Below are 18841 nucleotides of genomic sequence, written 5' to 3'. Positions count from 1 at the left end.
GTGAGGGCTCCAAGCCCTCGATAGCATCGCCAGAGATTAGCAGATCGCAGAGCATTATGACCTTCAATTTTTCTATCCCCACCCCGAGTGAATCTCTCGCAGTAGAGATCGATCCGGGCCAGACTGTCATTTTCGTCGGCGCGAACGGTGGCGGAAAAACTCGTCTTGCCGTCCACATCGAGAATAACCTGAACGATGCTGCACACCGGGTATCTGCACATCGCGCACTCTCGATGAACCCTGAGGTTCAAAAAATCAGCGAAAGGCAAGCGCTTTCCGGATTGCGGTTTGGAGACACTGGCAACGCGAGACGAGATGCTGACGTCAGGAATAGACGTCTTAGAAGATGGGGCAATAAAAGCGCGACCCATCTCTTAAATGATTTTGATTATCTCATTCAAGCACTTTTTGCCGATCAATCCAACACTTCGTTGAAAGCCTATCGTCGGCATAAGCCGGGCGCAGATCACAGTGAAGACAGCTTTGAGATCACCAAGTTTGACAAGCTTCTTAAAATCTGGAACCGACTTCTTCCTCATCGTCAACTTCACATCTCCGGGGATAACATCACAGTTTCAGCCGGTGGCGTTGGTGAAACATACCCTGCCTCAGAGATGAGTGATGGGGAGAGGGCCATTTTTTACATGATAGGGCAAGCACTGGTTGCAGCGGAGGGAACGGTCTTGATAGTCGATGAACCAGAGCTTCACGTTCATCGCTCGATAATGGCGAAGCTATGGGACGAAATAGAAGCCACTCGAAGGGATTGTGGATTTATATATATTACTCACGACCTTGATTTTGCGGCAGCGCGATCCGCGAAGAAATATGTCATTCGAGATTTTTCACCTCAGCCCCACTGGGTGATTGAAGAGATTCCGGAGAACACCGGCTTTCCAGAGGAACTGGTCACACTCATTCTGGGCAGTAGGCGCCCCATCCTCTTTGTGGAGGGCACACATGATAGCCTTGACTACGCAATATACCGCGCATGCTATCCAGAATGGACAGTTGTTCCAAAATCTTCTTGCTCCGAAGTAATCCATTCAGTAGTTTCAATGCGGGCCAATGCGAGTCTGACCAGGGTAACATGTTCCGGTATCGTGGACGGCGATGATTACAGCGTTGAGGATGTAACTTATTTTGAAGGCTTGGGAATCAAGATAATCCCTGTATCGGAGGTCGAGAACCTTATAGCTCTTCCAGTCGTTTGCTCTGCGATTGCCGAGTCTGATGGCTTTACTGGGGCGGATTTGCAAAGAAAGCTCGATGACATCTCCGACGAAATAATCGGCTTACTCGATAGTGATGAAAAGATCGATAAGGTGGTCACCCGTCATTGCCAAAGGCGCGTTGATCGCATGCTGAAGCAGCTCGATTTCTCAGGCTCAGCATCAAGTGAGGAACTAATTCGGGAATACAGTATTCGCACTGAAAATCTGGATATTTCTGGGATCGTAGAAGCTCGAACACGAGAAATTAGGGCCGCCATACAGCAGAAAGACCTGGCGGCACTTCTGCGCTATTACGACAATAAAAGAGGGATCACCGCAACCTTGGCGTCAGTTTTGAAGGGGACCAGAAGGGAAAACTTTGAATCGTGGGTTATCAGAGTTCTTGCGGCAAATGGCTCAAGCGGCATAGCAAACGCTGTGAAGAGCGTTCTTCCAGTTATCGAGCCTCGGTAGCTCGAGTCCGTTCTTTTCGCACACCTGACCTCCGACGGCACCTGCAGGACGCATGCGCAGCGAAAGTCCTGTTCGACGGGTCGCGCCGCTGCATTCCCGGTATCGCTTCGACGGCAGCTCTTGGGCCGCTTGTCGCCAATAAGGGATTCAAACGAGGGGAAGCCCCCTTACCCCGCCACCCACCCTCCGGCCCGCGTCTGCACGAACGCGTCCGCACACGCCTTCGCCAGTGTCCGCACGCGGCCGATATAGGCTTGCCGCTCGGTGACCGAGATCACGCCGCGGGCGTCGAGGAGGTTGAAGATGTGGCTGGCCTTGATGCACTGATCGTAGGCGGGGTGGGCCATGACGATGCGGCGGCCGGTCTTGGGGTCGTCAGCGTCGCGCGACAGGATCTCGTGACAATGGGCCTCGGCTTCCTCGAACTGCTTCAACAGGACGGCGGTGTCGGCCACGTCGAAGTTCCAGCGGGCGTATTCCTCCTCGGTCTGTCGGAAGACGTGGCCATAGGTCATCGGGATCGTCGCGTCCGGGTCGTTGAACGGCATGTCCATCACGTGATCGCAGCCCAGCACGTACATCGCCAGCCGCTCCAGCCCGTAGGTCAGCTCTCCGGACACGGGGTGGCAGTCATGGCCGCCGACCTGCTGGAAATAGGTGAACTGGCTGACCTCCATGCCGTCGCACCAGACCTCCCACCCGAGGCCCCATGCGCCGAGCGTCGGGCTCTCCCAGTCGTCCTCGACGAAGCGGATGTCGTGGAGGTCGAAGTCGATGCCGATGGCGCGGAGCGATCCGAGATAGAGATCCTGCAGATCGGGCGGGCTGGGTTTGATGAGGACCTGATACTGGTAGTAGTGCTGCAGCCGGTTGGGGTTCTCGCCGTAGCGCCCGTCGGTCGGCCGCCGCGAGGGCTGGACGTAGGCCGCCGTCCACGGGTTCGGGCCCAGCGCGCGCAGCGTGGTCGCCGGGTGGAACGTGCCGGCGCCGACCTCCATGTCGTAGGGCTGGAGGATCGCGCAGCCCTGTGTCGCCCAGTAGGTCTGGAGCCTCAGGATGATCTCCTGGAAGGAACGGGGCGGGGCCGTTTCGGGGGCGTCGGTCATGGAGCGGGGGCCTGTCTCGGGGGTCGGCACCGCGTCTAGTGGGCAACACTCGGTGGGTCAACGCGGGGTGCACGGGGCGATGTGACCATCGGTGCCCTTTGCAATCGCGTCGCGATCGGGAAGGAAGATGGCCGGACACTTCTGGTGAGGTTTGGCGATGCGCGCGATTCTGGCGACGGCACTGATGGTTATGGCCCTCTGGACGACCGGCGCGCGGGCGCAGGACGTCTACGTGCAGATCGAGGCGCACCCGTCGCTGACCGTCGCGCAGGAGCGGGTGCGGGCCTATGGCGGCATCCTTCCCAACGTGAACGGCTTCGGGTTGCGGGGCGGGTGGTACGGCATCGCGCTGGGGCCCTACGACGCGGCGGGGGCCCGCGCGACGCTGTCGCGGCTGCGGCGCGACGGGCTGATCCCGCGCGACAGCTACGTCGTCGAGGGCGAGACCTATCGCGACCGCTACTGGCCGGTGGGCGCGGGCGCGGTCGTGGGGACCACCCCGGACGTCCCGGAAGAGCCAGACACGGAGGATAGGGCGGCCTCGGACAACGCGGATGCCATCGTGCCGCCGGCCCCGCTGGTCGAGCCCGAGGAGACGCGGCGCGAGGCGCAGCGCTCGGAGTCCCTGCTGACGCGGGACGAGAAGATGGACCTGCAGCGTGCGCTGCAATGGTTCGGTTTCTACACCGCCGCCATCGACGGCAGCTACGGACGCGGCACCCGCAACTCGATGGCCGCCTGGCAGACCGAGAACGGCGTCGAGGTCACCGGCGTCCTGACCACGCGCCAGCGCGCGACGCTGCTCGAACAATATGCCGAAGCGCAGTCGGAGCTGGGGCTTGCGCCCGTCCGGCTGGCCTCGGCGGGCCTGTCGATGACCGCGCCGATGGGGCTCGTGTCCTTCGACCGGATCGAGGCGCCCTTCGTGCATTACCTTCCCCGCGACGACAGCGGCGTGCGGCTGTCGCTGATCTCGCAGCCCGGCGACCGCGCGACACTGGCCGGGCTCTACGAGATCCTGCAGACGCTCGACATCGTCCCGCCCGAGGGCGAGCGGTCGAAATCGCGCGAGAGCTTCCGGATTTCGGGGCTGGCCGCCGACCGCGCGACGCAGGTCTTCGCCAAGCTCGAGGACGGGCACATCATGGGCTACATCCTGTCTTGGCCGCCCGCGCAGGGGGACCTCGCCACGCGCGCGCTGCCCGAGATGGAGCGCACGCTGACCTCGATCGGTACGCCGCTCGCGGTCGATGCCGGGTTCGAGGCCTCCGAGCAGAGCTTCGACATGGTCTCCGGGCTCGAGGTGCGGCGGCCGCTGCGCTCGGCTTCGGGGTTCTTCGTGGACGGGCAGGGGACGGTCGTCACCGCCTCCGACACGGTCGCGGGATGCGAGCGCGTGACGCTCGACCGGATGCACGAGGTCGAGATCGCGGCGGTGGACGGGCCGGTGGCGATCCTGCGCCCCCTGGCGCGGCTGGCGCCGGTCGAGATCGCGCGACTGGCCCCCGAGGAGGGGCGGCTCCGCTCGCCGGTTTCCGTCGGCGGGTTCCCCTATGGCGGCGTGCTGGGCGCGGCGACGCTGAGTTTCGGGACGCTCGAGGATGTGCGCGGTCTCGACGGCGCGGAAGATCGCGTGCGGCTGTCGCTCGTGGCGCGGGACGGCGATGCGGGCGGCCCCGTGCTGGACGGCGCGGGCCGGGTCGCGGGGATGCTGCTGCCGGATGCCGGGGACGGCGACCGCGCGCTGCCGGGCGACGTGGCCTTCGCCGTCAAGGCACGTCGGCTGGCGGATGTCCTGGCGGCGGCGGGCGTGGCCCCCGAGACCTCGGACCTCTCGACCCCGCTGGCCCCCGAAGACCTGACCGTCCGCGCCACCGGCATGACCGTCCTGGTGAGCTGCTGGGAGTGAGCACCGGCCCGGGCGAAGGTCGGCGGGGGCCCCGGTGGGGCCACCGAGGTGCGAACGGGCGGAGCCCAGCCGGCCCGGGCGCAGCCCGGCGATCGCTCCAGTGGAGCGATCGAGGTGCGAACGGGCGGAGCTCAGCAGGTTCGGGCGCGTTGCGAACTGGTCCGGGGTTGGGCGCTGGGCCTTTCCGACCCCCGCCCGCGGCGACGACGCGTCCCTCCGCGCCCGCCGTCAGGCCAGCCAGAACCGCCGGGTGAAGAGCACGTAGACCGCCATCAGCTCCAGACGGCCGATCAGCATGGCCGCCGAGAGAAGCCATTTCGCCGTGTCGTTCAACGGCGCGAAATTGCCCGACGGCCCGATCGTGTCGCCAAGTCCCGGCCCGACATTCGCGACGGCCGTCGCCGCGCCCGAGACGGCGGTGACGAAGTCGAGCCCCGTCATGGCGAGGGCCACCGCGAACACGCCCAGCGTGACCACGAAGAGCACGAAGAAGGACATCACCGAGGACAGCACGTCGTCGGACACGGTGCGCCCGTCATAGCGCGGCCGGAAGATCCCGTGGGGCGAGTGGATGCGGCGGATTTGGGATTTCACAGCCGCGAAGAGGATCTGGTAGCGGAACACCTTGACCGAGCAGGAGGTCGAGCCGGCGCAGCCGCCTATCAGGCCGATGAAGAAGAAGACCGTGATGAGGAACCCGCCCCAGAGCATGTAGTCGGTGCTGGCATAGCCCGTGCCGGTCATGATCGAGGTGACGTTGAAGAGCGCCTCGCGGAAGGCCCGTTCCAGCGGGTAGGACGATCCCAGCGTCAGGACCGTCACCACGATCGCCGCCGCCGCCGCGAGCGCGCCGACGAAGCCACGCACCTGCGGATCGGTCCAAAGCGCCAGGCCGTTGCCCGCAAGCGCCTGGATGTAGAGGACGAAGGGCAGGGCGGCGACGATCATGAAGCCGACCGCGATGTATTCGATTAGCCCCTGGAAGGCCCCGAAGCTCGCGTCGTAGTTGGCGAACCCGCCGGTCGAGACGGTCGTCATGGCGTGGGTCACCGCGTCGAACGCGTCCATGCCCGCGGCCCCGTAGGACATCGCGCAGGCGATGGTGATGCCGATATAGATGACGCCGATGCTCGAGCTGATCTCGGCGGCGCGGGGCAGGACCTTGCCCATCGTGTCGAAGGCCTCGGTGCGGAAGATCTGCATCCCGCCGACGCGCAGCTCGGGCAGGAACACCATCGCCATGACGATCACGCCGATCCCGCCGAACCATTGCAGGAGCGCCCGCCAGAGAAGAAGGCCGGGCGGCAGCGTGTCGAGGCCGCTCAGCACCGTCGAGCCGGTCGTCGTGAGGCCCGACATCGCCTCGAAGAAGGCGTCCGTATAGCTGCTCTCGGTGGCGCCCAGCATGAAGGGCAGGGCCGCGAAGACCGGCAGGGCCAGCCAGACGCCGGTCGTCAGCATGAAGGTCTGCTGCAGGCTCAGCCGGTCGCGGACGGCGTTCGAGCAGGCCAGCGCGAGGCACATCCCCGCAAGCATCGTCAGGATCATGCTCTCGGCGAAGGGTGCCCATTCGCCGTTGCCTGCCGCGAGGTCGACCCCGAGCGGCAGCGCCATGGCACCCCCGAGGATCAACAAGAGCAGTCCGATCACGTATCCGACGGGGCGAATGTCCAGCATTGCCTTGGTGTCCGTCGCCCGGCCGCGCCTGTCAACGGCGCGCGCGGCGTCAGGCCTTGCGCCCCGACTGGCTGACGAAGAGGCCGCCCGCGATCAGCGCCAGTGCCACGTAGAAGCGACCGGGCAGGTCCTCGCCCAGCAGCGTGACGCCGAACACGATCGACCAGACTGGCACCTGGTAGTTCACCAGCGTCATGAAGCCCGGCCCGGCGGTCCGGATGATCCGCACCCGGAGGAGGCCCGCCAGCGCCGTCGGCACCAGCCCCAGGGCCACAATCGCGCCCATCTGACCGGGTGTGGCGGGGCCGGGGACGCCCTCGAACCAGAGCATCGCGGGCACGAGCCCGAGGGCCGCCACCACGAGGATAGCCGCCGAAAGCCAGATCGCGTCCATCGGCGGGCAGCGCCGCGTCATGATCGACGAGACCGCGTAGCAGAGTGTCGCCGCGATGCAGGCGAGCCGACCGAGTGCCGCGAGATCGCCCTCGCCCGCGGCCAGCACGCCCGGCCCGAGCAGGACGATCGCGCCGATCAGCCCCATGCCGAAGCCCGCGCTCCGGCGGGGCGTGAGCTGGTCTCCGGGCACGAAGACATGGGCGAGCGGCAGCAGGAAGAGCGGCAGCACCGCCATGCTGAGCCCCGCGAAGGCCGAGGGCACGTGCTGTTGCCCCCAAGCCAGCAGGAGGAACGGCAGGGCCGCGTTGAGAAGGCCAAGGCCGAGGAGGAAGGCCACGAGCAGCCCGTCGAGACGCGGAAACGGTCGCCCCGAGGCCAGCGCCAGCCCGACCAGCGCGAGCCCGCCGAGCGCGACACGTGCCGCGGCCACGGTCACCGGGCCGTAGCCGCGCAGTGCGATCGCCACGATCATGAACGTCCCGCCCCAGATCACCCCGAGCGAGACGATGGAGATCCAGTTGTCGAGCGTCGGACGGGTGACGGGAGCGGTGTTGGTCGTGGACATTCGCGGGGAGCTAGCGCGGCGCGCCGTGGACCGCCAGCGAATCCAGCGGACAGGCCGCGCGGTCATGCAGGCCGTAGTCCCGCGCGACCTCCGCGATCCTGAGCCGGTAGTCCGGCAGAAGGCCCGCACGGCCCGCCGCCTGCGTCGCGCGATGCTCGGGGCGGGTGCGCCACGCGCGGACGCTCGCCTCGCTCTCGAAGAACGACAGCGAGACGTAGCGGCCGGGATCGGCGAGGCTGCGGAACCGCTCGACCGATACGAATCCCGGATGGCCGTCGAGGAGCGGGCGCAGCCGCGCGGCGTGGTTGAGATAGGCCTCCGCATCCGCGGGCCGGACCTCGAAGATGACCGCGATCACCGGTCCACCCGCTTCAGCCATGTCCGGCTTTCGGAGCGCAGAAACCCCTCGGCCCGCGCGAAGGCGTAGTTCTCCCGGCCCAGCGGGTCGTCGGCAAGACGGGCGCGATAGGCCTCGTAGGCGGCGAGGCTTTCGATGTCGTAGATCCCGTAGGCCAGCGTGCTGGAGCCTTCATGTGGGGTGAAATAGCCGGTCAGGTCCGCGCCGCAGCGGGGAATGGCGGTTCCCCAGTTGCGGGCGTAGCGCGCGAAGTGGTCGCGCTTGGCGGGGTCGATCTCGTAGCGGATGATGCAGGTGAGCATAGGGCCTCCGTGGCGTGTGCTATCACGAGGCTAGCGGCTCGACGGCGGTGCATGGTTCGGTCATGGTCGAACCATGAGAAACGGCCCCGACATCGCCCGAACCGCCGCACTGATCGGCGACCCCGCCCGCGCGGCGATGCTGGCCGCGCTGATGGACGGGCGCGCCCTGACCGCGCGGGAGCTGTCGGAGACGGCGGGCATCATGCCCCAGACCGCGAGCAGTCACCTCGCCAAGCTCGAGGCGGGCGGCCTTCTGGCGCGGGCGCGACAGGGGCGCCATGCCTATCTGCGGCTGGCCGGGCCCGAGGTCGCGGCCCTGCTGGAAGGACTGATGACCTTCGCCGCACCCCGGACCTCGCGTGTGCGGCCCGGTCCGCGCGACGCCGACCTGCGCGAGGCGCGGGTCTGCTACAACCACCTCGCGGGACGGCGCGGCGTCCAGATGTACGACGCGTTGATGCGGTCGGGCGCGCTGGCCGAAGGACCCGTCGCGACGGCGGCGATGGGCCGCGCCCTCGCACCGCTGGAGGTGGACCCGACGGGTCTTCCGGGGCGTGCGCCGCTTTGCCGCGATTGCCTCGACTGGTCCGAGCGGCGCTCGCATCTCTCGGGGCGGCTCGGGCGTGCGATCCTCGCGGCGATGGAGGCGCGGCATTGGGTGCGGCGCGATCCCGCCAGTCGCGCCATCCGCTTCACGCCGCCGGGCGCGCGCGCCTTCGATGCGACCTTTCCGCCCGGCTGACCGGCGGAACCCCCGCTTCGGGCGGCGCGTTTCGACACGATACGCCTGCAACCCGAACCCAGAGGTCCCAACATGGTCGATTTCCTGCTGCCCGCCCTTGCCTTCATGACGCTGCTCGGCGTCGTCGTCTTCGCCTTCATGAGCCAAGAGAAGATCCACAAGCGCATGGATGACGACAAGGCGCGCAAATCCACGCTGGCCGCCGACAAGGACAGCCACGGCAAGCCCGCCGACGTCTGAACGCGAAACGGGCGCGGAGGATGTCCCCCGCGCCCGCCGCGTTCACGTCGTGAGGCCGATCAGTTGCGGGCCTTGTCGACCATCTTGCCGTCCGAGATCCACGGCATCATCTCGCGCAGCTTGGCGCCGACCTCCTCGATCTGGTGGGCATCGTTCATCCGGCGCGTGCCCTTGAAGAATGGCTGGCCGACCTGGTTCTCACCCATGAAGTCGCGCACGAACTTGCCGGTCTGGATGTCGGTCAGGATCGCCTTCATCCGCGCCTTCGTCTCGTCGTAGGGCAGGACGCGCGGACCCGAGACATACTCGCCATACTCGGCCGTGTTCGAGATCGAGTAGTTCATGTTGGCAATGCCGCCTTCGTAGATCAGGTCCACGATCAGCTTCACCTCGTGCAGGCATTCAAAATAGGCCATCTCGGGGGCATAACCGGCCTCGACCAGCGTCTCGAAGCCCATGCGGATCAGCTCGACCAGGCCGCCGCAGAGCACGGCTTGTTCACCGAAGAGGTCGGTCTCGCACTCCTCGCGGAAATTGGTCTCGATGATGCCCGAGCGCCCGCCGCCGATGGCCGAGCAGTAGCTGAGCCCGATCTCGAGGGCACGACCGGAGGCATCGTTGTCGACCGCTACGAGGCAGGGCACGCCGCCGCCCTTGACGTATTCGCCACGGACCGTGTGGCCGGGGCCCTTGGGAGCCATCATGACGACATCGACGCCGGCCTTCGGCTCGATCAGGCCGAAATGGACGTTGAGGCCGTGGGCAAAGGCAATCGCGGCGCCTTCGCGGATGTTGTCGTGGACGTAGCGCTTGTAGGTCTCGGCCTGCAGCTCGTCGGGCATGGTGAACATGATCAGATCGGCCCAGGCGGCGGCCTCGGCGATCTCCATGACCTTGAGGCCCTCGCCCTCGGCCTTGGCCTTGGACGGTGAGCCGTCGCGGAGCGCCACGACGAGGTTCTTGGCGCCCGAGTCCCGCAGGTTCAGCGCATGGGCATGGCCCTGGCTGCCGTAGCCGAGAATGGCCACCTTCATATCCTTGATCAGGTTCACGTCGCAGTCGCGGTCATAGTAAACGCGCATCGGGTTATCCCTCCGGTTGAAATCCTGAGCCGTCGATATGCGCTCGGATCGCTGTATGCGAGAAGGGATATGGGTGGAATCCTCACTCCGATCGCACTATCCATTCACCGAAACGGTGCTGAACGGATAATCCATGCTCGACGATATCGACCGCCGGCTGCTGCGGCTCTGGCTCGCGGATCCGGAGATGAGCGCGGCGGACCTGTCCGCCCGGCTCGGGATCACGGGCGCGCGGGCCGCGCGGCGGATCGAGAAGCTGCGCGAGACGGGGGTCGTGCGGGGCGTGCATGCGGTCATCGACTGGGCGGCGCTGGGCTACACGGTCGAGGTGTCGCTGCGCATCCAGCTCGAGAAGTCCCGCCCGCGCGCCTTCGAGGCCTTTCTCGAAGCCGCGCGCGAGGTGCCGGAGGTGACGGAGGTCCAGACCTTCCTCGGCCGCGTCGACGCGCGCCTGACGGCCATTGCTCGCGACATGGGGCACTGGCAGTCGATCTATCGCGACCGTATCCTGACCCTGCCGCACATCGCCGAGATCGAGGCGCTGATGCATGTGGCGACGGTCAAGACCGACCAGAGCCTGCCGCTGTGAGGCGGATGTCGCAGCGGGGGGGCGCCGCCCCCCTCGCCCCCCCGAGGTATTTCCGGCCAGAGGAGGCGGCGCGGTGATCGACGATCTGGATCGGGCGATCCTGCGCGTCCTGCAGGGCAACGCGACGTTGTCGGCCGGGGCCGTCGGCCGGGCCGTCGGGCTGTCGCAGCCGGCGGCGTGGCGGCGGATGCGGCGTCTGCGCGAGGCGGGTGTGCTCCGCGGGCGCGTCCTCGATCTCGATCTCGAGACCCTGGGCTTCGGGGTGACGGTCTTCCTCGGGGTCAAGTTGGCCACGAAGGGGCGGGTCAGCCTCGAGGATTTCGAGCGCGCCGTCAGCGCGATCCCCGAGGTGCGGCGGGTCGATCACGTGCTGGGCCGATATGACTACCGGCTGCGGGTCACGGCGCGCGACCTGGCGGATTTCGAGCGGGTGCTGCGGCGGCGCGTGATGGCACTGCCCGGCGTGGGCGAGGTCGAGGCGAACGTCCTTTTGAGCGAGGAGCGGCTGGCCGGTCCGATCTGAGCCCGCATCAGTCGTACTGGACGATCACGCAGAGAAAATCCTCCTCGCCGATCACCTCGGTGTGGTGGCCCTTGCCGCTGCGATCCTCCATCAGCCAGATCCGGCCGGGCGCGATCTCGCGCGCTTCGCCGTCGCTGGCCGTGACGCGGATGCGGCCGGCGGTCGGGACGAGCATCTGGCGGACCGGGGTGGGGTGGATCGGTTCGTTCCAGCCGGCCCGCAGACGCAGGAAGAGGCTGCGGCGGGCATCGCGGGGCGCGGAGATCTCGATGGCGCGCGCGGGCGGGGCGAAGCTGCGCTCCTGAAGATCGACGGTCACGTCGCGCCATCGGCTCTCGCCATCCGCATCGCTGTAAAGATGGTGGTAGATCATGCGCGTCCCCCCGTCGCGCCGGGATCGGCGCCTGGCCGAAGCCTAGGGCCTTGGCGCCCATCGGTCACGGGGCGCGCGACCGTGCGCCCGCCGCGTCGTATGCCGAGATAGGCTTTGCCAAGCGCGCGGCCCCATGGAAAAAGCGGGCGCAGCCAGGGGAGGATCGACGATGGCAATGCTCGACACGGTGGACCCGACGGGACTGGAGGAGTTCTCGGTCGTGTTCACCGACCGCTCGCTGAACCACATGTCGGCGGCCTTCCAGGAGGTGATGCGCGATCTCGATGCCGGGCTGAAGGAGGTCTACGGCGCGGATCACGTGGCCATCGTGCCCGGCGGCGGCACCTTCGCGATGGAGGCCGTCGCACGCCAGCTGGGCCAGGGCGCGCGGGCGCTCGTGGTGCGCAACGGCTGGTTCTCCTACCGCTGGTCCCAGATCATGGAGGCGGGCGCCTTTACCGAGGGCCACGAGGTCATGAAGGCCCGCCAGACCGGCAACGACAGCCGCGCGCCCTTCGCGCCGCCGCCCGCCGCCGAGGTCGCCGCGCGCATCCGCGAGACGAAGCCCGACGTGGTCTTCGCGCCGCATGTCGAGACGAGCGCGGGCGTCATCCTGCCCGACGACTACATCGCAGAGATCGCCGCAGCCGCGCATGAGGTCGGCGGGCTGATGGTGCTCGACTGCATCGCATCGGGCTGCGCCTGGGTCGACATGGGCGCGACCGGCGTCGACGTGCTGATCTCGGCGCCCCAGAAGGGTTGGAGCGCGCAGCCCTGCGCTGGGCTCGCCATGTTGTCGGACCGGGCGCGGACGCGGATCGAGGCCAGTGCATCGGACAGCTTCGCGATCGACCTGAAGAAATGGCTGTCGATCATGGACGCCTATCTGGGTGGCGGCCACGCCTACCACGCGACGATGCCGACCGACGGGCTGCGGGTGTTTCGCGACGCGCTGGCCGAGACGCGGGCCTTCGGGTTCGACACGGCACGGGACGCGCAATTCTCGCTGGGCCGCAAGGTTCGCGCGATGCTGGCCGAGCGGGGGCTACGATCCATCGCGGCCGAGGGGTTCGAGGCGCCGGGCGTCGTCGTGGCCTATGCACCGTCGCCGGCGATCCAGACGGGGAAGGCCTTCGCCGAGCGAGGGATGCAGATCGCGGCCGGCGTGCCGCTGGCGGTGGACGAGCCGGACGATTTCGCGACGTTCCGTCTGGGGCTTTTCGGGTTGGACAAGCTGCGCGACGTCGACGGCACGGCCGAGCGGTTGCGGGTGGTGCTCGACGACGTGCTGGCGGCCGAACGCGCGGCTTGAGGCCAGTCAGGCGACGCGGCCGAGGCCCATCTTCATCAGGAGTGTGCGCACCGGCGCGATGTCGTGGATCAGCCCGATCCCCCATCCGCGTGCGGCCTGCATCGGCGCGCGCCCCGCGATGGACGTCCGGTTGAGCAGGTCGATCCCCGCCATCCGCGCGGCGACCTCGGTCCAGCGGCGGCGCTGGTAGCTGTCGAGCATCGCGCGCGATCCGATCTCGCCCTTGGCGCAGAGATCGCGGAGGAGGGCGATATCGGCGAGCGACGTGTTCAGCCCCTGCGCGCCGATGGGCGGCATGGCATGGGCGGCCTCGGCGGCCAGCGCGAAGCGGCGCGCGGTGAAGCGGTCGGCCAGCCGGGACACGATCGGCCAGGCGGCGCGGCGTGACACGAGGCGGAGTGACCCGAGAGCGCCCGCCGCCCGCGCTTCGGCCTCGACCACGAAGGCGTCGTCGTCGAGGTCCATGCGACGGGTCTGGGTCCCCGCCTCGTCCATCCAAACGACCGCCGAGCGATGCGCGCCGTCGCGGTCGGGCAGCGGCACCAGCGTGAAGGGACCGCCTGCGCGGTGCACCTCGATCGACACATTGTCGTGCGGGGTGGCATGGGCGACGGCGAAGACGATCGCCGTCTGGCCGTAATCCACCGTCCGCGCGCCGATCCCGGCCATGTCCCGCAGCGGGCTGGCCTTGCCATCGCAGGCGAGCACCAGCTGGGCCGCGAGGCGCGCGCCGTCGGAGAGTGTCACCCGGGCCTCGGCCTCGCGCAGCAGGAGCGACGCGACCGAGCAGCCGAAGCGCAGCGTGACGGTCTCCAGCGCCTCGGCCCGCGCGAGAAGGTCGCGCCGCAGGAGCCAGTTCGGGAAGTTCCAGCCGAAGGGCGCGTCCGAGATATCGAGTGCGTCGAAGTCGCGCGCCACGGGCTCGGCCCCGGCGGCGTCGACGATCCGCATGGTCCAGAGTTCCGTTGCGTGTGGTGCGAGTCCGTCCCAGGCACCCGCCCGGTCGAGCAGCGCGCGCGCGGGTTGCAGAAGCGCCGTCGTGCGGAGGTCGGCGCCGGGCGCATCCTCGCCGATCAAGGGCGGCGCCGGGTCCACGAGGGTTACGCAGTGCCCCTCGGCGCCCAGCGCGCAGGCGGCGGCGAGGCCCGCGGGGCCCGCGCCCGCGATCAGGATGTCGGTGTCGAATGCCATGACGTCGAGGTAGTCCGCAGACCGCCCGCCTTCCACCCCGTCAGTCCGCGACGATGCCGCGCAGGAAGCCGGCAAGGTCGACGGTGTGGTGCTGTATGTAGGGATCCGCGGCGCGGGTCGGGCCGACCTGGACCGTCGCCATCCCGAGACCCGCGGGCACCTCGAGGTTGCGGGGGCTGTCCTCGAACATCGCGCTCCGCGCGGGGTCGAGCCCGTCGCGCGCATGGGTCGCGGCATAATTGCGGGCGTCGGGCTTGGGGATATGGGCCTCGGAATGCTCGATGCCGTGCACCGCGTCCCAGAGCCCCGCAAGATCGCAGGCATCCAGCACGCGGGCCGCGTAATCCGCCGTGCCGTTGGTGTGGATGATGCGGCGGCCAGGCAGGGCCGCGATCGCCGCCCGCAGGTCCGGATCGGGCGCCAGCACCGAGAAGTCGATGTCGTGGACGTCGCGCAGGAACGGATCGGGATCGGTCCCGTGTTCCTCCATCAGCCCGGCGAGCGTGGTCCCGTGATCATGCCACCAGCGGGCGCGCAGGCGATCCGCCTCGGCCGCGGTGACGCCCAGTTCGGCGACGATCCAGCCGACCATCCGCGCTTCGATTTGGGGAAAGAGCGGGGTGCGGGGCGAATAGAGCGTCTCGTCGAGATCGAAGACCCAGGTGGTGACGTGATCGAAACCCATGCCCGCCGCTAGCGGCTGTACCGGGGTCTCGCAACCCCCGTGCTTGCTCCGCCGCGGGGCTGCGTCTAGCGTCGCGCGATGACCCCGAAAGACGCCTATACCCTCATCATCGATGCCATCGACCAGGGCACCTACCGGCCCGGCGACCGGTTGGTGGAAAGCGAGCTGGCCGACCGGCTCGGCGTGTCGCGCACTCCCGTCCGCGAGGCGTTGCAGCGACTGGAGACGCAGGCGCTCCTGACGCGGGACGGACGCTCGCTCATCGTGGCGACGCTGAGCCACGACCAGATGGCGGAGCTCTACGTCGTGCGCACCGAGCTCGAGGCGCTGGCCGCGCGGCTCGCCGCCCAGCATGCCGCCCGCGAGGAGATCAGCGTGCTGGCCGCGATGGTCGAGGAGGATCGCGCGCTTCTGGGTGATGCGGCAGCGCTGTCGCGGGCAAACCGACGGTTTCACGAGCAGATCCACCGCGCCTCGCATAACCGCTACCTCGTGCAGCAACTCGGGATGGTGCACCGGTCCATGGCGCTGATGGCGACGACCTCGCTGGCCGCCGATGGGCGCGGGACCGCGGCGCTGGAGGAACATCACAGCATCGTCGAGGCGATCGCGGCGCGCGACGGCGACCGCGCCGCCGCCGCGTTGCGCCAGCATCTGAGCACCGCCTTCGAGGTCCGCCTGCGCGAGGAGGCGCGGCGGATCTAGCGGCCCGGCGGGGCGGCCATCGCGGCCTGAAGGGTCTCGATATCGCCGTCGCCTTCGACTCCGCCGAAAGTGCCATGCTCGGTCTTGTCCCAGTGGAACGGCTTCGACGCGACCTCGGCCGCAGCCTTCAGAAGCGCCAGCGTCGCCAGCGGAAAATAGACCATGAGGGTCGGGATCCAGGGCCTGAGATGGCGATGATGCGCCGCCGCGCACCCTGCGAAGGTCAGAAGCATCGACACCAGCGACAGGCCCGCCATCGCCCCGCCCAGGAGGAACGCGCCGCCCGGTGGCAACCAGGCTTCGATCGGATGGCCGATTCCGAAGATCAGCACCGCGTGCGACCAGAGCACCGGCAAAAGGGCCGCGCTGAGGACCGAGCTGAGAAACAGCAGATGGAAGCCGAAGAAGCGCTTCGGCCCGAGATCGCGCCAGAGCCGGACGGGGTCCCGGCTGTGGACGGCCCAGGTCATCATGTAGCCCTTGATCCAGCGCGAGCGTTGCCGGACCCAGGTCATCGGCGAGGCATTCGCCTCCTCCAGCGTGGTGGTCGGCACGATCTCGGTGCGCCAGCCCCCGCGCGCGAGACGGACGCCCAGATCGGCATCCTCGGTCACGTTATGCGCGTCCCAGCCGCCGACCGCCTCGAGCACGATGCGCCGAAAGAACAGCGTCGTTCCCCCGAGCGGGACGACCAGGCCCATCCGCGCGATCCCCGGCAGCATGAGGCGGAACCAGTTGGCGTATTCGATGGTGAAGCACCGCGCCATCCAGTTGCGGGTCGGGTTGTAGAAATCGAGCTGACCCTGCAGGCAGGCGGTGGTGGCGGGCGCCGCCTCGAAGCGTTCGACGATGGTGCGGATCTGGTCGGGGGCGGGCGCGTCTTCGGCGTCGTAGATGCCGACGATATCGCCGCGCGCGAAGTTCAGTGCGTAATTCATCGCGCGGGGCTTGGTGCGCGGATGGCCATCGGGGACCGGGATCACGCGCATCCAGGGCGGCAGGGTCGCGCCGTCCAGCGCGTCGAGCGTGCAGGTGTCGCCCGCCTCGACCACGAGGCAGATGTCCAAAAGCTCGCGCGGGTAGTCGAGCCGGGAGAGTCGTTCGGTCAGGGGGCGCGCGATGCCGGGTTCGCGGTGGAGCGGCACGAGGATGGTGACGCAGGGCAGCTTGCGCATCGCGACGCGCGGCGGCCGGACCGAGGCGAAACCGCGCCGCGCGGGCAGGCGCACCGCGATGAGGGCCGCGAACCGGAGCGCGAGACTGGTGATGCTGACGCCGACCGCCGCAACAACGGCCAGCCGCAGCGCCGTCGCGGGCCATTCGGAGATCGCGAGGATCGCCAGCATCGTGACGATGGCGAACAGCGCAGGCGCCGAGCGCGTCCTCCAGTGCCGGCAGCTCTGGTGGGCAGGGACCCGACATTCCGCGGCCCGCGCCAGCGCGTCGCCGTGGACGACCGCCAGCCGGGCCTCGATCTCGGCATCGGTGGCGACGACGAAAACGCAGGCATCGAAATAGGGGGCGACGGCGGCGCGGAGTTCGTCCAGACGTTCGGGCCGTGCGGTGGCGATCCGCGTCAGGCCGCCGATCCGGTCCCAAGGCAGGGCGAGGAACGCGATCGCGATCTCTGGCGGCAGGCGGCGGGCCATCGCATCGCTGCGCGAGCAGCCGCGCGGCGCCGCCTCCGCCCGTCCAAGACCGCGCTGCCGGGCCATGGCACGCGCAAGGTCCTCGCTGGAGACGAGGCCGCGCCGCAAGAGGACATCGCCGAGACGAGCCTCGAGCTGCCGTTGCAAGATCAGCGCATGGGTCAGGTCCGGCTGACCGATGACGCCCATGTCGAGCAGAACTTCGCCGAGGCGCGGTCGCCGGACAGGGTCGACATGGCGAAAGACCGGTCCGGGCGGCGAGGTCGGATCGACCGGCGCGCCTTCGGGCGGGGTTGCCGATTCGGGGAAGGGCAGCACGGCCCCATCGACCGCCGGCGGATCGTAAGCCTCTGACAGGTCAGTGAAATCAACGGACTGTAGCGACGGTGCCATGGCGGTCTCGGAACTGAACGTCCGAAGACCGTCGCCGCCTATGACTTAACGAAGGGTTAACTCTGCAGGCTCAGCCCGCGCGCGCCGCCATGGCCGTTGCGAAATCGTCGAAGAGATAGGCGCTGTCATGGGGACCGGGCGATGCCTCTGGGTGGTACTGGACCGAGAAGACGGGCTTTCCCGAGAGGCGAATGCCGCAATTCGAGCCGTCGAAGAGCGAGACATGCGTCTCCTCGACGCCGTCGGGCAGCGTCTGTGCATCGACGGTGAAGCCGTGGTTCATCGAGGTGATCTCGACCTTGCCGTCGCCCCGGCGCTGTACGGGGTGGTTCGCGCCGTGATGCCCGTGGTTCATCTTGACCGTCTTCGCGCCCAGCGCCATCGCCAGCATCTGGTGCCCGAGGCAGATGCCGAAGACGGGGATCCCGCTTTCGACCATCTCGCGGATGGCGGGGACGGCGTATTCGCCGGTCGCCGCCGGATCGCCCGGCCCGTTCGACAAGAACAGACCGTCGGGGTTCAGGGCCTTGATCTCCTCGGCGGTGGCGGTCGCCGGCAGAACGGTGACGTCGCAGCCGACATGGGCGAGCGAGCGCAGGATGTTGCGCTTGGCGCCGTAATCGATGGCGACGACCTTGTATTTCGGTGCGCTCTGGGTGCCGTATCCGTCGGGCCAGGCCCATTTCGTCTCGGACCAGCGGTAGGATTGCGCCGTCGTGACCTTCCGCGCGAGGTCCATGCCCTCGAGGCCACGGAAGGCGCGGGCGGCGGCAACCAGCGCCTCGATGTCGAAGTCTCCGTCGGGGTTGTGAGCCAGCGCCACATGCGGTGCGCCCTGCTGGCGGATGGCGCGGGTCAGGCGGCGCGTGTCGATCCCGCCGATGCCGATCCGGCCGCGCGCGGCCAGCCAATCCTCGAGATCGCGCGTGCTGCGCCAGTTCGACGGCTCGGTCGGGTCCCACTTGACCACCATGCCGGCCGCGACGGGGTCCGCGGTCTCGTCATCCTCGGGGGTGATGCCGGTATTGCCGATATGCGGGAAGGTGAAGGTTACGACCTGGCCCGCATAGGACGGGTCGGTCATGATCTCCTGGTAGCCGGTCATGGCGGTGTTGAAGCAGAGCTCGGCCGTCGCCTGCCCCGTGGCACCGAAGCCGCGGCCCCGGAAGACCGTTCCATCGGCGAGGGCGAGGCAGGCGGTGGGGTGCTGGGACATGGGGCGCTCCGGAGGACAGGACGGCTGTCGGGCAAACGTTCGGGGGCATAGGCCCGCCGCCGGTCCGGGTCAAGGCGCGGCGGCGCCGTGGCCGATGCGCCACGGACCCGGCGTGACGCGAGGTCGCGCCGCGTTGCCCC

Annotated in this window: 19 protein-coding genes; 8 read left to right on the top strand and 11 right to left on the bottom strand. The window is 68.2% G+C overall.

Features of this window, described 5'->3' with window-relative positions; genetic code table 11:
• Positions 1-56: 56 nt before the first annotated feature.
• Positions 57-1688: an AAA family ATPase gene (locus tag ACK8OR_RS06265; protein ID WP_410188561.1), complete on the top strand. Its 1632-nt coding sequence runs from the start codon at positions 57-59 to the stop codon at positions 1686-1688.
• 167 nt (positions 1689-1855) lie between these two features.
• Here the strand turns inward: ACK8OR_RS06265 and ACK8OR_RS06260 are convergent, their stop codons facing one another.
• Positions 1856-2794, bottom strand: coding sequence for a glycine--tRNA ligase subunit alpha (locus tag ACK8OR_RS06260; protein WP_410188560.1), 939 nt, complete (start codon positions 2792-2794; stop codon positions 1856-1858).
• A 157-nt stretch (positions 2795-2951) separates the two neighbouring features.
• On the opposite strand from ACK8OR_RS06260, the gene ACK8OR_RS06255 reads away from it, so the two are divergent.
• Positions 2952-4703 (top strand): serine protease, encoded by a 1752-nt coding sequence (locus tag ACK8OR_RS06255; RefSeq protein WP_410188559.1) that lies wholly within the window; start codon positions 2952-2954, stop codon positions 4701-4703.
• Between the two features lie 228 nt (positions 4704-4931).
• Here the strand turns inward: ACK8OR_RS06255 and ACK8OR_RS06250 are convergent, their stop codons facing one another.
• The 4 genes from ACK8OR_RS06250 to ACK8OR_RS06235 are packed head-to-tail and all read right to left on the bottom strand — an operon-like array spanning position 4932 to position 8001.
• Positions 4932-6380 (bottom strand): TrkH family potassium uptake protein, encoded by a 1449-nt coding sequence (locus ACK8OR_RS06250; RefSeq protein ID WP_410188558.1) that lies wholly within the window; start codon positions 6378-6380, stop codon positions 4932-4934.
• Between the two features lie 49 nt (positions 6381-6429).
• Positions 6430-7341: a DMT family transporter gene (locus tag ACK8OR_RS06245; protein WP_410188557.1), complete on the bottom strand. Its 912-nt coding sequence runs from the start codon at positions 7339-7341 to the stop codon at positions 6430-6432.
• A gap of 10 nt (positions 7342-7351) precedes the next feature.
• Entirely contained in the window at positions 7352-7720 is a 369-nt protein-coding gene (locus ACK8OR_RS06240) for an antibiotic biosynthesis monooxygenase family protein (RefSeq protein WP_410188556.1), read from the bottom strand.
• Positions 7696-8001 (bottom strand): NIPSNAP family protein, encoded by a 306-nt coding sequence (locus ACK8OR_RS06235; RefSeq protein WP_410188555.1) that lies wholly within the window; start codon positions 7999-8001, stop codon positions 7696-7698. Before ACK8OR_RS06235 ends, ACK8OR_RS06240 begins: the two co-directional genes overlap by 25 nt.
• Positions 8002-8074: 73 nt before the next feature.
• On the opposite strand from ACK8OR_RS06235, the gene ACK8OR_RS06230 reads away from it, so the two are divergent.
• Together ACK8OR_RS06230 and ACK8OR_RS06225 are read left to right on the top strand one after the other, a co-directional pair.
• Entirely contained in the window at positions 8075-8743 is a 669-nt protein-coding gene (locus ACK8OR_RS06230) for a helix-turn-helix domain-containing protein (RefSeq protein ID WP_410188554.1), read from the top strand.
• A 72-nt stretch (positions 8744-8815) separates the two neighbouring features.
• Positions 8816-8983: a hypothetical protein gene (locus ACK8OR_RS06225; RefSeq protein WP_298434049.1), complete on the top strand. Its 168-nt coding sequence runs from the start codon at positions 8816-8818 to the stop codon at positions 8981-8983.
• A gap of 59 nt (positions 8984-9042) precedes the next feature.
• On the opposite strand, the gene ilvC is transcribed toward ACK8OR_RS06225, so the two are convergent.
• Positions 9043-10065 (bottom strand): ketol-acid reductoisomerase, encoded by a 1023-nt coding sequence (gene ilvC / locus ACK8OR_RS06220; RefSeq protein ID WP_410188553.1) that lies wholly within the window; start codon positions 10063-10065, stop codon positions 9043-9045.
• Between the two features lie 133 nt (positions 10066-10198).
• On the opposite strand from ilvC, the gene ACK8OR_RS06215 reads away from it, so the two are divergent.
• On the top strand, positions 10199-10654 hold the full coding sequence (locus tag ACK8OR_RS06215) for an Lrp/AsnC family transcriptional regulator (protein WP_410188552.1): 456 nt from the start codon (positions 10199-10201) through the stop codon (positions 10652-10654).
• 73 nt (positions 10655-10727) lie between these two features.
• The gene (locus ACK8OR_RS06210) at positions 10728-11177 is read left to right on the top strand and encodes an Lrp/AsnC family transcriptional regulator (RefSeq protein WP_410188551.1); all 450 of its coding nucleotides are present in this window, start codon (positions 10728-10730) and stop codon (positions 11175-11177) included.
• A gap of 7 nt (positions 11178-11184) precedes the next feature.
• Here ACK8OR_RS06210 and ACK8OR_RS06205 read toward each other — a convergent pair whose 3' ends face one another.
• Positions 11185-11550 carry a cupin domain-containing protein gene (locus tag ACK8OR_RS06205; RefSeq protein WP_410188550.1) on the bottom strand — a complete coding sequence of 122 codons (366 nt, stop codon included), beginning with the start codon at positions 11548-11550 and terminating at the stop codon, positions 11185-11187.
• 169 nt (positions 11551-11719) lie between these two features.
• Here ACK8OR_RS06205 and ACK8OR_RS06200 point away from each other — a divergent pair, with 169 nt between their 5' ends.
• Positions 11720-12862: an aminotransferase class V-fold PLP-dependent enzyme gene (locus ACK8OR_RS06200; RefSeq protein ID WP_410188549.1), complete on the top strand. Its 1143-nt coding sequence runs from the start codon at positions 11720-11722 to the stop codon at positions 12860-12862.
• A gap of 6 nt (positions 12863-12868) precedes the next feature.
• On the opposite strand, the gene ACK8OR_RS06195 is transcribed toward ACK8OR_RS06200, so the two are convergent.
• Together ACK8OR_RS06195 and ACK8OR_RS06190 are read right to left on the bottom strand one after the other, a co-directional pair.
• Complete coding sequence (locus ACK8OR_RS06195; RefSeq protein ID WP_410188548.1) at positions 12869-14053, bottom strand: FAD-dependent monooxygenase; 1185 nt, start codon at positions 14051-14053, stop codon at positions 12869-12871.
• Between the two features lie 40 nt (positions 14054-14093).
• Positions 14094-14738, bottom strand: a complete 645-nt coding sequence (locus ACK8OR_RS06190; protein ID WP_410188547.1) for a pyrimidine 5'-nucleotidase — start codon at positions 14736-14738, stop codon at positions 14094-14096.
• Positions 14739-14816: 78 nt separating this feature from the next.
• Between ACK8OR_RS06190 and ACK8OR_RS06185 the strand changes: the two genes are divergently transcribed.
• Positions 14817-15443: a GntR family transcriptional regulator gene (locus ACK8OR_RS06185; protein WP_410188546.1), complete on the top strand. Its 627-nt coding sequence runs from the start codon at positions 14817-14819 to the stop codon at positions 15441-15443.
• Here ACK8OR_RS06185 and ACK8OR_RS06180 read toward each other — a convergent pair.
• Complete coding sequence (locus tag ACK8OR_RS06180) at positions 15440-17485, bottom strand: glycosyltransferase family 2 protein (RefSeq protein WP_410188545.1); 2046 nt, start codon at positions 17483-17485, stop codon at positions 15440-15442. The two genes, ACK8OR_RS06185 and ACK8OR_RS06180, sit on opposite strands and share 4 nt — an antisense overlap.
• A 70-nt stretch (positions 17486-17555) precedes the next feature.
• Positions 17556-18701: a glutamine-hydrolyzing carbamoyl-phosphate synthase small subunit gene (gene carA, locus ACK8OR_RS06175; protein WP_410188544.1), complete on the bottom strand. Its 1146-nt coding sequence runs from the start codon at positions 18699-18701 to the stop codon at positions 17556-17558.
• Positions 18702-18841 lie beyond the last annotated feature (140 nt).

It is taken from the genome of Jannaschia halovivens, from assembly GCF_046452375.1.
GTDB classification, from domain to species: domain Bacteria; phylum Pseudomonadota; class Alphaproteobacteria; order Rhodobacterales; family Rhodobacteraceae; genus Jannaschia; species Jannaschia halovivens.
Note: the sequence above shows the minus strand (reverse complement) of the source record. Positions and strands in the feature narration are given on the sequence as shown.

Excerpts from the sequence above, each read along its gene's own strand:
- carA (WP_410188544.1), bottom strand. The coding sequence starts at position 18,701 with ATGTCCCAGCACCCCACCGCCTGCCTCGCCCTCGCCGATGGAACGGTC.
- ACK8OR_RS06245 (WP_410188557.1), bottom strand. The coding sequence starts at position 7,341 with ATGTCCACGACCAACACCGCTCCCGTCACCCGTCCGACGCTCGACAAC.
- ACK8OR_RS06205 (WP_410188550.1), bottom strand. The coding sequence starts at position 11,550 with ATGATCTACCACCATCTTTACAGCGATGCGGATGGCGAGAGCCGATGG.
- ACK8OR_RS06215 (WP_410188552.1), top strand. The coding sequence starts at position 10,199 with ATGCTCGACGATATCGACCGCCGGCTGCTGCGGCTCTGGCTCGCGGAT.
- ACK8OR_RS06230 (WP_410188554.1), top strand. The coding sequence starts at position 8,075 with ATGAGAAACGGCCCCGACATCGCCCGAACCGCCGCACTGATCGGCGAC.
- ilvC (WP_410188553.1), bottom strand. The coding sequence starts at position 10,065 with ATGCGCGTTTACTATGACCGCGACTGCGACGTGAACCTGATCAAGGAT.
- ACK8OR_RS06235 (WP_410188555.1), bottom strand. The coding sequence starts at position 8,001 with ATGCTCACCTGCATCATCCGCTACGAGATCGACCCCGCCAAGCGCGAC.
- ACK8OR_RS06255 (WP_410188559.1), top strand. The coding sequence starts at position 2,952 with ATGCGCGCGATTCTGGCGACGGCACTGATGGTTATGGCCCTCTGGACG.
- ACK8OR_RS06250 (WP_410188558.1), bottom strand. The coding sequence starts at position 6,380 with ATGCTGGACATTCGCCCCGTCGGATACGTGATCGGACTGCTCTTGTTG.
- ACK8OR_RS06240 (WP_410188556.1), bottom strand. The coding sequence starts at position 7,720 with ATGGCTGAAGCGGGTGGACCGGTGATCGCGGTCATCTTCGAGGTCCGG.
- ACK8OR_RS06195 (WP_410188548.1), bottom strand. The coding sequence starts at position 14,053 with ATGGCATTCGACACCGACATCCTGATCGCGGGCGCGGGCCCCGCGGGC.
- ACK8OR_RS06260 (WP_410188560.1), bottom strand. The coding sequence starts at position 2,794 with ATGACCGACGCCCCCGAAACGGCCCCGCCCCGTTCCTTCCAGGAGATC.
- ACK8OR_RS06265 (WP_410188561.1), top strand. The coding sequence starts at position 57 with ATGACCTTCAATTTTTCTATCCCCACCCCGAGTGAATCTCTCGCAGTA.
- ACK8OR_RS06200 (WP_410188549.1), top strand. The coding sequence starts at position 11,720 with ATGGCAATGCTCGACACGGTGGACCCGACGGGACTGGAGGAGTTCTCG.
- ACK8OR_RS06180 (WP_410188545.1), bottom strand. The coding sequence starts at position 17,485 with ATGGCACCGTCGCTACAGTCCGTTGATTTCACTGACCTGTCAGAGGCT.
- ACK8OR_RS06190 (WP_410188547.1), bottom strand. The coding sequence starts at position 14,738 with ATGGGTTTCGATCACGTCACCACCTGGGTCTTCGATCTCGACGAGACG.
- ACK8OR_RS06185 (WP_410188546.1), top strand. The coding sequence starts at position 14,817 with ATGACCCCGAAAGACGCCTATACCCTCATCATCGATGCCATCGACCAG.
- ACK8OR_RS06225 (WP_298434049.1), top strand. The coding sequence starts at position 8,816 with ATGGTCGATTTCCTGCTGCCCGCCCTTGCCTTCATGACGCTGCTCGGC.